At 65.6% G+C, this 12,706-nt stretch carries 11 protein-coding genes; 4 read left to right on the top strand and 7 right to left on the bottom strand.

What is annotated here, in order from left to right; genetic code table 11:
- Positions 1–194 precede the first annotated feature (194 nt).
- Positions 195–794 carry a hypothetical protein gene (locus HU772_RS14600; protein WP_186654187.1) on the top strand — a complete coding sequence of 200 codons (600 nt, stop codon included), beginning with the start codon at positions 195–197 and terminating at the stop codon, positions 792–794.
- A gap of 33 nt (positions 795–827) precedes the next feature.
- On the opposite strand, the gene HU772_RS14605 is transcribed toward HU772_RS14600, so the two are convergent.
- The 5 genes from HU772_RS14605 to HU772_RS14625 form a co-directional block, all read right to left on the bottom strand.
- Complete coding sequence (locus HU772_RS14605; RefSeq protein WP_186654185.1) at positions 828–2,237, bottom strand: DOPA decarboxylase; 1,410 nt, start codon at positions 2,235–2,237, stop codon at positions 828–830.
- 185 nt (positions 2,238–2,422) lie between these two features.
- Complete coding sequence (locus HU772_RS14610) at positions 2,423–3,367, bottom strand: LysR family transcriptional regulator (RefSeq protein WP_186654182.1); 945 nt, start codon at positions 3,365–3,367, stop codon at positions 2,423–2,425.
- A gap of 86 nt (positions 3,368–3,453) precedes the next feature.
- Positions 3,454–4,164, bottom strand: a complete 711-nt coding sequence (locus HU772_RS14615) for a YebC/PmpR family DNA-binding transcriptional regulator (RefSeq protein ID WP_186654179.1) — start codon at positions 4,162–4,164, stop codon at positions 3,454–3,456.
- Between the two features lie 566 nt (positions 4,165–4,730).
- Positions 4,731–6,122 (bottom strand): FAD-dependent oxidoreductase, encoded by a 1,392-nt coding sequence (locus tag HU772_RS14620; RefSeq protein ID WP_186662741.1) that lies wholly within the window; start codon positions 6,120–6,122, stop codon positions 4,731–4,733.
- 15 nt (positions 6,123–6,137) lie between these two features.
- Positions 6,138–7,454, bottom strand: a complete 1,317-nt coding sequence (locus HU772_RS14625; RefSeq protein WP_186662740.1) for an MFS transporter — start codon at positions 7,452–7,454, stop codon at positions 6,138–6,140.
- 265 nt (positions 7,455–7,719) lie between these two features.
- On the opposite strand from HU772_RS14625, the gene HU772_RS14630 reads away from it, so the two are divergent.
- Both HU772_RS14630 and HU772_RS14635 read left to right on the top strand, forming a co-directional pair.
- Complete coding sequence (locus HU772_RS14630; protein WP_186662739.1) at positions 7,720–8,577, top strand: LysR substrate-binding domain-containing protein; 858 nt, start codon at positions 7,720–7,722, stop codon at positions 8,575–8,577.
- 908 nt (positions 8,578–9,485) lie between these two features.
- Positions 9,486–9,860: a DUF2784 domain-containing protein gene (locus tag HU772_RS14635; protein ID WP_186662738.1), complete on the top strand. Its 375-nt coding sequence runs from the start codon at positions 9,486–9,488 to the stop codon at positions 9,858–9,860.
- On the opposite strand, the gene tam is transcribed toward HU772_RS14635, so the two are convergent.
- Complete coding sequence (gene tam / locus HU772_RS14640) at positions 9,837–10,613, bottom strand: trans-aconitate 2-methyltransferase (RefSeq protein WP_186662737.1); 777 nt, start codon at positions 10,611–10,613, stop codon at positions 9,837–9,839. The two genes, HU772_RS14635 and tam, sit on opposite strands and share 24 nt — an antisense overlap.
- Before the next feature lie 152 nt (positions 10,614–10,765).
- Between tam and HU772_RS14645 the strand changes: the two genes are divergently transcribed.
- The gene (locus HU772_RS14645; protein ID WP_186662736.1) at positions 10,766–11,218 is read left to right on the top strand and encodes a FecR domain-containing protein; all 453 of its coding nucleotides are present in this window, start codon (positions 10,766–10,768) and stop codon (positions 11,216–11,218) included.
- A 54-nt stretch (positions 11,219–11,272) separates the two neighbouring features.
- Here HU772_RS14645 and HU772_RS14650 read toward each other — a convergent pair whose 3' ends face one another.
- Positions 11,273–12,682: an amino acid permease gene (locus HU772_RS14650; protein WP_186662735.1), complete on the bottom strand. Its 1,410-nt coding sequence runs from the start codon at positions 12,680–12,682 to the stop codon at positions 11,273–11,275.
- Positions 12,683–12,706 lie beyond the last annotated feature (24 nt).

Below are 12,706 nucleotides of genomic sequence, written 5' to 3' on the forward strand. Positions count from 1 at the left end.
CAGCACAAAGACTAGCCGAGCCTGGACAGAGGTCTAATAGAAGCGCTGTTGCAGGACGATAGGCTGGCTCTTTCAAGCCACGGCGGGCGTTGCACCATCAACCGGGTCGATAGCCACCATGCCTGCCATTGAGTTCCGCCGGCGCGTGTCCGCGCGCAGCATGTTGGCCATGGATCTTCAGCGAGGCACTTCCCATGAAAACTGCCATGATCGCCGCCCTGCTGGCCCTGCTCGCGGCCCTGAGCGGATGCGCCACGTCGAGCAGCCAGCAGGACGTGCGGCCCTACGCGCACTTCTATTCGGCCACTGAGCTGTCCAGCGTCACCCTGAGCCATGGCCAGCATGTGGCCGTGCTGCTCGGGCACAACGCCAGCGCGACACTGGACTACCTGCAGCGCCACCGCGACGCCATTGAGCCGGGAGTCGCCTCGGCCACGCCGGTTGCGCCACTGGGGCACAACCAGGCCTACGCCTGGCTGGCGCGCTCCCTGGCGCAGCAGTTTGCCGCGGTGACCTTCTATGACGACCTCGACACCCTGCTGGCCGACCGGCCCGACGTCATCGTGCTGCTCGACAGCCAGAGCAGCCTGGTGGCTACTGGCATCGAGGCCAGCGTGGTGGCGCGGTTCTACGATGACCAACTGACCTACATCGGCCGCGCCGAAGGGGTCGCGCGCAAGGACGCCAACACCCAGGTGCTGGCCGGCCGGCTGGCCGAGGAGCAAGCCGTGCAGGCCGATGCTTTGCGGCAATTCGACGCGTCACTGCGGCTGTTGCTGCAAAAAGCCGCCTGATGCAGGTGTGCGCCGTGCAGGGCGCACAACCACTCAGGCCACCACAGCCTGCAGGCGCTGCCACAACCGTTGCACATGCTCGCGCTCGGTCGGCAACGCCCCCACCGATACCCGCACCATCCAGCGCCCGTTCAAGGTCGCAGGAGTGACATAGGCGTCACCTGAAGCATTCAAGCGCTCGGCCCAGGCGCGGGTGTGACGATCCAATGCCTCATCGTCCAATCCAGCGGGGCGATGGCGAATGCACAAGGTCTGCAACTGCACCGGCGCCAGCAGTTCCCAACCCGCGGTCGCCTCGACCTGCTCCGCCAGCCAGCGGGCATTGTCCAGGTCGCGGCGCAGGCGCTGCTGCAACGCCTCGACGCCCTCACTGCGCAGCATGAACCACAGTTTCAACGCACGGAACCGGCGCCCCAGGGGAATGCCCCAGTCACGCAGGTTCTTCACCTCGCCATCGACCGCCGATTGCAGGTAGCTGGGGTTGGTGCTCATCACCCGGATCAAGTGCTGCGGGTCGCGCACATAGTAGATCGAGCAGTCGAAGGCCACGCCCAGCCATTTGTGGGCATTGACCACCACCGAATCGGCCAGCTCGATGCCGTCCCACATCCAGCGGCATTCCGGCAGGATCATCGCCGAACCGGCCATTGCCGAATCCACATGCAACCACAGCTGGTTGGCCTGGGCGATTTCACCGATCGCGCGCAGCGGGTCCAGCGCCGTGGTGGTGGTGGTGCCGGTGGTGGCGATCACCGCGCAGGGCTGGTTGCCGGCGACCAGGTCCTTGGCGATGGCCGCCTCCAGCGCCTCGGGACGCATGGCGAACTGCTCATCGGTGGCGATCAGGCGAATATTGTCACGGCCAAAGCCTGCCAGCAGCGCGGCCTTGTCCACCGAGCTGTGGGCATGGGCACTGACATAGACGATCAACGGCCTGGCCTGGCCCTGCAGGCCACCGCGCACCTGGGCATGGTCGGTGGCGCGCTCGCGCGCGCAGATCAGCGCCACCAGGGTGCTGGTCGAGGCGGTGTCCTGGATCACCCCGCTCCACTGGTCGCCGAGCCCCAGCAACTGGCGCAGCCAGTCGAGGGTGGTTTCCTCCAGTTCGCTCAGGGCCGGGCTGGACTGCCACGACAAGCCGAGCACGCCCAGGCCGGTGCTGAGAAAATCCCCGAGCACCGAGGACAGGGTGCCATTGGAGGGGAAGTAGCCGTAGAAGTCCGGGTGCTGCCAATGCGACAGGCCGGGCATGAGCAGCTTGTCGACGTCGGCGAGGATGGCCTCGAACGGTTCGCCTTGCCGTGGCGCGCCTTGCGGCAAGGCGGCCTTGAGGTAGCCGGGCTGGACCTGGGCCATGACCGGGCGCTCGCCGACGCTCTGGCGGTAGTCGGCGATCAGGTCGATCAGTTGGTGGCCGTACTGGCGGAATTGTTCTGGGGTCACGGGGGCTCTCCTGCGGGTTGTCAGGCGCCAGTGCCGGCCTCTTCGCGGGTAAACCCGCTCCCACAGAGGGTATCTCCATAGCCTGTGGGAGCGGGCTTGCCCGCGAAGAGGCCGGCGCAGGCAACACAATGTCCGCAGTCTAGGCGCCTGCCAGTTGGCGAATAACCCCACTTCGCGCATAGCTGCTATGGCGCAGGCGCATGCCCGCCCTGCACGCCGAACTGCGACTGACGCCACACCTCGAACACCCGGTTGCGCAACCAGCGGTGCTCGGCGGAGGCTTGCAGGCGCTGGTGCCAGACCACCCAGTAGCGCTGGCTATGGCCGATGAAACCCAAGGGGCGCCAGGCCAGGCCGTGCAGGCGCGCCAACTGCACGGCAATATGCTCGGGCACCGTGGCCAGCGCCTGGCCCTGGCCGACCACCTGCACCATGGCACTGAAGAACGGCACCTCCAGGCTGATCCGCCGTTGCAGGCCCAGGGCCCGCAGGTGGCGGTCGATGAAGCTGTCCTTGTCACCGCCGCCGGATACGCGCACGTGCTTGAACGCCAGGTAGTCCTGCTGGCTCACCTCGGCCTGGGCGCTCAGCGGGTGGTCCTGGCGCATCAGGCACACCGCCCGGTCCTCGCCCAGCAGGCGCCCGTGCAAGTTGGGCGGCGACTCGTCGAACAAGGTGGTGGCCAGGTCGATTTCACCGCTGGCGAGCAAGGCATACTGACCCGCTTGCCAGGTGCGGTACTCCAGCGAGACACCGGGCGCCTCCTGCTCCAGCACGGCCACCAGCTGCGGCAGCATGTGTTCGGCCACGTAATCGGAGGCGGCCAGGCAGAAACGCCGTTCGCAGCGCGCCGGGTCGAACGCCGCCGGTTGACGCAGGGCATTGAGTTCCTCGAGTACCTGGCGCAACGGCTCGACCAGCGCCTCGGCATGTTCGCTGAGCACATAGCCACGTCCCTGGCGTACCAGCAACGGGTCGTCGAACGCTTCGCGCAGGCTGGCCAGCTGGCGGCTCAGCGCCGACTGGCTGCAGCCCAGGCGTTCGGCGGCATGGCTGAGGTTCTTCAGCTGCAGCAGGCAATCAAGGGTGCGCAGGTGGGCGAGGCTGAGCGAGGCGAAGGCAGGATGCATGGCACGGGTCCGGAAATGAGCGCGGGGCAAGCCCACCCCCACAACGGCGGTGGGAGCGGGGTTGCCCCGCGATGACGTCGCCTGGATCAGTCGGTCAGGCCGACATAGACGTTCTGCACATCGTCGTTATCATCGATCGCCTCGAGGAACGCCTCGACCTCGGCCAGGGCCTCGGCGCTCAGGCCGGCGGCGCTTACCGGGTTCTTCGGGGTGTAGCCGATCTTCGCCGAGGTAACGGTGAAACCGTGCTCCGGCAGGGCTTTCTGCACGGCGTCCAGGTCGGTGGTGTCGGTGATGAACAGGGTCGAGCCCTCTTCCTCGCCGTCCTCGAAGTCCTGGGCACCGGCTTCGATGGCCGCCATCTCCGGGTCGGCGTCACCTTCGGCGGTGGCCTCGATCAGGCCGACATGGTTGAAGTCCCAGGCCACCGAGCCGCTGGCGCCAAGCTGGCCCTTGCGGAACAGCACGCGGATCTGGGCCACGGTACGGTTGACGTTGTCGGTCAGGCACTCGACGATCAGCGGCACCTGGTGCGGGGCGAAGCCTTCGTAGCTGACAGCGTGGTACTGCACGGCTTCGCCGTCCAGGCCCGCGCCTTTCTTGATCGCACGCTCGAGGGTTTCACGGGTCATCGAGGCTTTCTTGGCCTGGACGATGGCCAGGCGCAGGCGCGGGTTCATGTCCGGGTCGGCGCCGGACTTGGCGGCGATCTGGATCTCCTTGGCCAGCTTGCCCATGATCTTGCCTTTGGCGTTGGCCGCCGTTTCTCTATGCTTGGCTTTCCACTGTGCGCCCATATCGACTCTCTTTGTTTCAGCGGCCGGTTCAGGAAGCGACCGGCCAAAAAGTGGGGAGAGTTTATACGCCCTTGCTGCCGGGTTCGACAAGAAAACACACAACCCGCGTGGGAGCGGGTTTACCCGCAAAACAAGCGACGCTGTGCCTGGCACCGGCTGCGCCGGTGTTCGCGGCTGAAGCCGCTCCCACAGGGAAGGGACCGCGCCGACCTCAGGACATGCACCACACCTGTGGGAGCGGGTTTACCCGCGAAGCAAGCGACTCAGTGCCTGGCACCGGCTGCGCCGGTGTTCGTGGCTGAAGCCGCTCCCACAGGGAAGGGACCGCGCGACCTCAGGGCATGCACCACACCTGTGGGAGCGGGTTTACCCGCGAAGCAAGCGACGCGGTGCCTGGCGCCGGCTGCGCTGGTGTTCGCGGCTGAAGCCGCTCCCACAGGGAAGGGACCGCGCGACCTCAGGGCATGCACCACACCTGTGGGAGCGGGTTTACCCGCGAAGCAAGCGACGCGGTGCCTGGCGCCGGCTGCGCTGGTGTTCGCGGCTGAAGTCGCACGACGTGTGGCTCAGCCCTTGTCGGCCTTGCCCGCCGCCGCCGCGAACCTGGCCAGGCGTACATCCAGCCGGCGCGGCCGCAGGCCGTGGTCCTCGGCCCGCTCCTTGCGGCGAATGGCATTACGCACCAGCAACGAGCCCAGGTAGCGGACCGGCTCCGGCGGGAACTGCCCCAACGGCCCCTTGACCAGTGGCGAACGGGTCCAGGGGTTGTCCAGGCCCAATGCCAGCGACGAGAGGATCTGCCCGCCCATGTGGCACGGCCCGACCCCACTGCCCGAATAGCCAAAGCCATAGAACACATTACCCTGCCCATCCAGCCTGCCGAAGAACGGCAAGCCGGTCACCGAGCGGTCCGACGGCCCGTTCCAGCTCGCCGCCAGCGGCACCTCGGCCAAGGTTGGGAAAAATTCCGCCAGGCTGTCGCGCAACAGCGGCTGGTAGGGTGACGGCTGGTCGAACACCGGCAGCATGCGCCCACCATAGGCGAAGGTGTTGCCGCCCTTGCCGAGCATCAGCCGGCCATCGGCGGTGTTGTGGTAGTAGTGCACGAAGATCCGCGAGTCGAGCACGCTGACGCCGCTGTCCAGGCCGATCTGGCGCAGCAGCTCCGGGCATGGCTCGGTGATGATCATGTCGCTGGAGACGATCGCCACGCTGCGTTCGAACTGCGGGAAGGCGCGCGCCATCCAGGCATTGAGGCCGAGTACCACGCGATCGGCGCGAATGCTCCCACCAGGGGTACGCACCGTGGCCGGCGCGCCATGCGCCAGCCCAGTCATCGCCGTGCCCTCATGGATGCGCACCCCACGCTGCAACGCCACCCGGCGCAAACCACGTACCAGGCGCCCCGGCTGCACCGTGGCGGCGGCCGGCGAATACCAGCCTTCCAGGTGCCGCTCGGAGCCCGCCAGGCGCTGCAACTGGGCCAGGGGCAGGCGCTGGAACGAGTTGATTCCTTGGCGCTGCAGAGCCGCGATCACTGCATCGGTGCCGCCGAGCTGGGCCTGGTTGGTGGCGGTGTACAAGGTGCCGTCCATACGGTAGTCGCAGTCGATGCCATTGCTGGCACAGAACGCGCCGATGGCCGCGATGCTGTGCTCCGACTCGCGCACCAGGCGCACCGCCTCCTGCGTGCCGAACAAGCGCTCGAGGGTAAAGTACTTGGCCGACCACGACAGCGCGCAGCCGCCGTTGCGCCCACTGGCCCCGGCGCCGCAGATGTCCGCCTCGATCAGCAGCACATCCAGTTGCGGCGCTTGTTCCTTGAGCATCAGCGCGGTCCACAGCCCGGTGTAGCCACCGCCGACGATACAGACATCGCAACGCGTATCGCCGGTCAGTGGCGGGCATGGCGCCGCCGCTTCCTGCTCCAGGGCCTGTTGCAGCCAGAAGGGTCTCATCGGTTTCGCTTTCCTTTAGGTACGCAGTGGCTTGATCGCCATGCCGGTGTTGGGGGCCACATCGTTGGCCTGGGGTGTACTGGCCGGGCGGCTGTTCCAGTGCGGCAGCAGCACCAGGGCGGAGAACAGCGCGGTGCCGGCGAAGATGATGAACACCGTGACGCTGTCGAAGTAGCCCGGCAGCAGGCCGCCGAGCACCGCGCCCACCGAGCCGCAGCCGTTGACGAAGCCGGCGGCGGTGGCGCCGGCCTTGGCAGTACCGAAGTCGATGGCGGCGGCACCGCTGATCATCGAGTCGGGGCCGTAGAGGGTCAGGCCCATGACGAACAGCAGCGCCACGACCAGCATCACGCTGCCGCTGTGCATCGCGGCCATGAAGCCGGCCAGGGTCAGGGTCAGCAGTATCAGGCTGATCACACAGGCCGGCATGCGCCGGGCGCCGAACAGCTTGTCGGAGGCCAGGCCGATGAGGATCGGCCCGAGCAGCCCGGCCAGTTCGAAGGCGGTGGGGATGATCGCCGCGCCGACCTTGCCCACCGACGGCATCTGTTCGAAGACGATCACCGGCCCCCACAGCAAGATGGCGTAGCGTGCCGGCTTGAGCATGAAGTAGGCCAGGCCCAGGGTGAGCACGGTGCGGTTGCGCAGGATCTCGCGCAAAGGTGCCCAGACGCTGCACAGGTTGCCCCCTGGCGCCATGCTTTGCGGTTCAGGCTCCACCGCTGGCAGGCCGACATCCTCGGGTTTGTTGCGCTGGAAAATGAAGAACAGCACCGCCACCGCCGCCACCACCACGGCGCTGGAGAAGAATGCCGCATGCCAGCTGCCGACCAGGGTGTAGGCCCACCAGCCGGCGAACGGCGAGGCGACCAGGCCGCCAAAGGCGTAGCACGAACTCCACAGCCCCAGTACCCGCCCGCGCTGTACCGACGGGAAGAAGCTGCCGATGTTCTTGCACAGCCCCGCCCAGCCGGTGGACTGGGCCAGGCCCTGGACCAGCATGCAGGTGGCGAAGATCGGGAAGGTCGCGTAGCTGCCCATCACCACCGCGGCGGCGGCCGAGATCAGCAGCCCACCCAGCACCACCACACGCGGCCCAAAGCGGTCGGCGAGCATGCCCCAGGTGAACTGGCCCACGGCGTAGGCCGCCAGGTAGATGGCGTCGAGGTTGGCCATCGCGGCCTTGTCGAGCATGAACGTCGGGTCTTCGGCGATGCCCAACTTGGCCACCGAAAACGCCTTGCGGGTGAAGTAGAAGGCGGCGTACGCCAGCCAGGTAATGGCGAAGATCTGCATGCGCCAACGCTTGATGGCGCCCAGGGATTGATTCATGTGACTCTGACCTCTTGCGTGAGTGTGCCGGCAGAATGTGAAGAAACGCCTGTCTTGTTGTTGTGTTGCGCACTGCATGACGGAGGGACGTCATCTGGTCAGATGGCGGCGCGGGTCGGGCGTGACCGGGGCGCCGCCATGGCCGGCCGGGCGCTGCTTGTGGCAGCGCGGCCGGGTTGAAACACATGGAAACAGCTGCTGACTGATAAATAAAATCGATTTATCGTATTTCACACATAAGCCAGACTTTTAAGTGGAGTACTCGATGTCGGTCTCGCACGCTCAACTCAAGGCCTTCCATGCCGTTGCCGAGCAAGGCAGCTTCACCCGCGCGGCACAGAAGCTGTTCCTCACCCAGCCGGCGGTGTCCGACCAGGTGCGCAAGCTGGAAGAGCGCTTTGGTGTGTTGCTGTTCCAGCGCAACAAGCGCTCGGTGCAGTTGACCGACCTGGGCGAGCGGCTGCTGGGGGTGACCCAGCGCCTGTTCGCCTGCGAGGCCGAGGCCGTGGAGCTGCTGCAGGACTCCCGCGCCCTGCATACCGGCAGCCTGACCCTGGCGGTGGATGCGCCGGTGCATGTGCTGCCGCAGGTGGCGCGGTTCTGCCAGCGCTACCCGGGCATCCAGGTGAAGATCGAGACCGGCAACACCGATGAGTCGCTGGCGCGGCTGTTCAGTTACCAGGCCGACCTGGCGTTGCTGGGGCGCGATGTCGATGATGAACGGCTGCATTGCGTGCCGATTCGCCGGGATCCGATGGTGGCGTTCGTGTCGCACCAGCATCCGTGGGCCAGTCGGGGGGCCATCAGCCTGGCCGACCTGGATGACACACCCTTGGTGCTGCGTGAGCCGGGGTCGGTGACGCGGCAGACGCTGGAAGAGGAGATGCAGCGGGCGGGGCTGCGGATTCGGCCGGCGATCCAGGTCGAAGGCCGTGAAGCTGCGCGTGAGGCGGTGGTGGTGGGGATTGGCGTGGGGGTGGTTTCGGCGGCGGAGTTCGGGGCGGATGCGCGGGTGTGTGCGTTGCCGATTGTTGATTGTCAGCGGCATTTGACCGAAACGCTGGTTTGCTTGAGGGAGCAGCGGATGCGGCGGGTGGTGGCTACGTTTTTGGAGATGGTTTGAGGGGGGGGGCGGGATCTGGTGCTATTGTTTTGATTTTTGCATGCTTATTCATAGACGATAGCGACTTTTAGTCACCTTTCCGCCCTTACGGCGGGTTACTTTGGTCGTGGCCAAAGTAACCAAAGCCGTTGTGCTCCATTCATCCGGCCCTCCGCTGCGCTCCGGGTTCCCTCGCTCCGTTCTTGCTCCCGGGAGGATCGCGCTGAACGCCCCATCCTGGGGCGCAGCGCTTGACGGGCATCCATGCCCGTCACCTCCCTTCGCAAGAACTCCGCTCGGCCTCCTGAAGTCGCAATTGGCGGTGCCTGAACTATCGCGCACTTAGAAGCAAGAACAAGAACAAGAGCAAGAGCAAGAGCAAGAGCAAGAGCAGAAGTTTTAAATTGGTTTCTGGCAGTCATTTAAATATTGACTGCTCTGACCCTTTCGCGGGTAAACCCGCTCCCACAGGGTTATGCATATTTTCAACTTCCACCACTCTCCTGTGGGAGCGGGCTTGCCCGCGAAAGGGCCCTGGAGATCACAGACATGCAACTAGCGACAGCTGCGCCAGTGCAGGCGCCGCCCCTAACTTCGCGACTTCAGGAGGCCGAACGCAGGCCTTGCGGAGGGAGGTGACGGGCATGGATGCCCGTCAAGCGCTGGGGCCCAGGATGGGCCCTACAGCGCGGTCCTCCCGGGAGCAAGGCCGGAGTGAGGGAACCCGGAGCGAAGCGTAGGGCCGGATGATGGAGCGCACGGTTTTTGGTTCCTTTTTGCCACGACAAAAAGGAACTCGCCGTAAAGGCGAAAAGGTGACTATGCGTCGACATCGCAAATGAATGCGCATAAAACTATTAAAACAACCCCCAATCTCAGAAACTCCAAAAAACACATTCATCGCCAAACCAACCGCAAGGCCCCACCCCATGCTCTACCGCCTGGCCGCCGACACCCTGGTCCTGTTCCATCTCTCGTTCATCCTGCTGGTCCTGTTCGGCGGCCTGCTGGTGCTTTGGCGCCGCCGCGCCCTGCTACTCCACTTACCCGCCCTCGCCTGGGGCCTGGCCGTGGAAGGCCTGCACCTGGAATGCCCCCTCACCGACTGGGAAAACCACCTGCGCCACGCCGCCGGCGACCTCGGCTACCACGGCGGCTTCGTCGAACACTACATCTGGCCACTGATCTACCCCGCCGGCCTGACCCCACAAATCCAACTGTGGCTCGGCGCCGTGGTCCTGACCCTCAACCTCGGCGTCTACAGCTACGTGCTCTGGCGCCTAGCGCGTCGCCACCACGAATAACCGCGGGAACGGCAGCAGCACCTTGCCATCGCTGGCCGCCGGGTAATCATGCTGCATGGCCTGCAAATACAGCTGCAGGAAATCCGTCTGCTCCCCCTCATCCAGCCGCGCCAGATACGGCCGCAACGCCGAGCCCTTGAACCACTCCACCACCGCCTCGGCACCACCGGCCAACGGATGATGGTAGGTGGTGCGCCACACATCCACCCGCGCGCACAGCGGGCTCAACAAGTCGTAGTAAAACCCCGCATTGTGCCGCGGCGGCAAACTGAAATCGGCGAACTTGGCCGCCCACGGCCCACGGCTGGCGATCTCGCGCAACTGCCGGTGAGCGGGCTCGTCAAGGTTGTCCGGGGTCTGCACCGCCAGGCTGCCCCCCTCGCTCAATTGCCGCACCAGATGCGGATACAGGTTGCCGTGCTCCGGCACCCATTGCAGCGACGCATTGGCGAGGATCAGGTCCTGTGGCTCCTGGGCCGTCCAACCGGCGATGTCGGCAATCTCACAACGTACCCGGGGAATGCTCAGGCGCGGACGTTGGCGGGCCTTGTCGATCATATCGGCATCGCTGTCCAACGCCGTGACCTGGGCATCGGGATGGCGCTGCAGCAGCACCTCGGTGGAGTTGCCCGGGCCGCAGCCCAGGTCGGTGGCATGGCGCACCGAGCGCGGCGGCACCGCGGCGAGCAGATCGCGCACGGCGCGGGTGCGTTCATCTTCGAACAGCGAATACTGGGTAGCGGACCAGGCCATGGACTAGCTCCGGGATGAAGGTTCCCGCTAGCATACCCCCAGCCAGGCCTCTGTAGGAGCCGGCTTGCCGGTGAACCTGGCACCCGAGGGCTTGCCTGGGAACCGACAGACCAGGCCTCAGGTCAATCCATCATCCCCACACCGATGCCTTCATGAAAACCGCCCTCGCCCTCATTCTCCTCGCCCTGATCGGCGCCTCCGCCCTGCTCGGCTCGCCCTGGATGAGCCAAGGCTTCGACCTGGCCGACCTGCGTACCACCGCCGGCCAGCAACTGTCGCGCCACCTGGACGACGGCACGCTGCTGGTACTGCAGGCCAACAGCGCGGTCGACGTGAAGTACGACGCGCAACAACGGCGCGTGACCCTGCTCGAAGGTCGGCTCGCGGTGGACGTCGCCGATGACGACCCACGGCCATTCCTGCTGATCACCGAGCACGGCACGCTGGCCACCCACGACGCCCAACTGTCACTGATCCGCCTGGGCGGTGAGACCACTGCCAACCTGCAAGCCGGCAGCGCCGAGCTCGACAGCGCCGGCCATCACCTGCAACTGCAAACCGGGCAGCCGGTGCATTTCGACCGCACCGGGCCGCGCACGCCTTGAACGAAAACGGCCGGGTCCCCTGCAGGACCCGGCCGCGCTCTACCTCAACACCGTTCAATGCGCCTTGGCGGTACGCAATTGATGCACCACGCCCATCGCCACCACGATCGCCGCGGCGATACCAGTGGAGATCACCAGGATCTGGTAGTCCGGCATGAACGCCATGGTCACCAGCGCGGCAACAATGAAGACGATCACCAGGTAGGTCAGCCACGGGAACAGCCACATCTTCAGGCGCACTTCCTTACCCTCGGCAATCAGCTTGCGGCGCATGCGCAACTGCGAGAAGGCGATCACCAGGTACACCAGCAAGGCGATCATGCCAGTGGTGTTCATCAGGGTTTCCAGCACGTCCTTAGGTCGCAGGGTCTCGCTGAAGTTGATCAACGCGCAGAACACCGCCACCAGGCACGAACCGATGATCGCGTTCACCGGCACGCCGGTACCAGTGCGGGTGAACTTGAACAGGCGCGGCGCATCGCCACGCTGGGCCAGCGAGAACAGCATGCGCGAGGCGGTGTAGTGGCCGGAGATCAGGCAGCTGCTCACCGAGGTCAACACTACGAAGTTCATCAGCAGCTCGGCATAGGGCACACCCAGCAGCTCGAGGGTACGGCGGTAGGCGCCATAACCGGAGACGCCCAGCTGCGGGTCGTTCCACGGCACCAGGCAGACGATCAGGAAGATCGAGCCGACGTAGAACAGGCACACCCGCCACACCACCGAGTTGGTGGCCTTGACGATCTGCGTGGCCGGGTCCTTGGCTTCGGAAGCGGCGATGGTGACGATCTCGGCGCCCAGGAAGGCGAACATCACTCCCAGCAACGCGCCGATCACCGTGGTGATGCCATTGGGCATGAAGCCTTCGGCGGTCAGGTGGCTGATGCCGCGCACTTCACCGAACTGCCAGACATTCATCACCGCCGCAGTGCACACCACCAGGAAGCAGACGATCGCCACCACCTTGATCAGCGCGAACCAGAACTCGAACTCGCCGTAGTGCTTGACGTTGAAGAAGTTGACCGTGATCAGCAGCAAGGTCGTGGCCAGCACGAACACGTTGACGCTCACATCGGGGAAGAAACCATGCAGGATCTTGCCCGCCACGTAGGCTTCCCAGGCCATCAGGATCACCCAGTACCACCAGTACAGCCAGCCGATGGTGAAGCCGGCCCAGCGGCCGATGGCGCGGTCGGCGTAGGTGGAGAACGAGCCGGTGTCGGGCGACGAGGTCGCCATTTCGCCGAGCATGCGCATGATCAGCACCACCAGGATGCCACCGGCCAGGTAGGCCAGCACGGCGGCCGGGCCGGCGCTGTGGATCACGCTGCCGGAACCGACGAACAAGGCGCCGCCGATCACCCCGGCGATGGACATCATCGTCAGGTGGCGCGACTTCAACGAGGCGCTGAGCTTGCTCTCGTGCCCGTCCTTCGCGGTGGTGGATGTGGATGTAGCTTCCATCAGTCAATTACCCCGTGCTTCTTT

Origin of the sequence: Pseudomonas xantholysinigenes, assembly GCF_014268885.2 — a bacterium.
Taxonomy (GTDB): Bacteria; Pseudomonadota; Gammaproteobacteria; order Pseudomonadales; family Pseudomonadaceae; genus Aquipseudomonas; species Aquipseudomonas xantholysinigenes.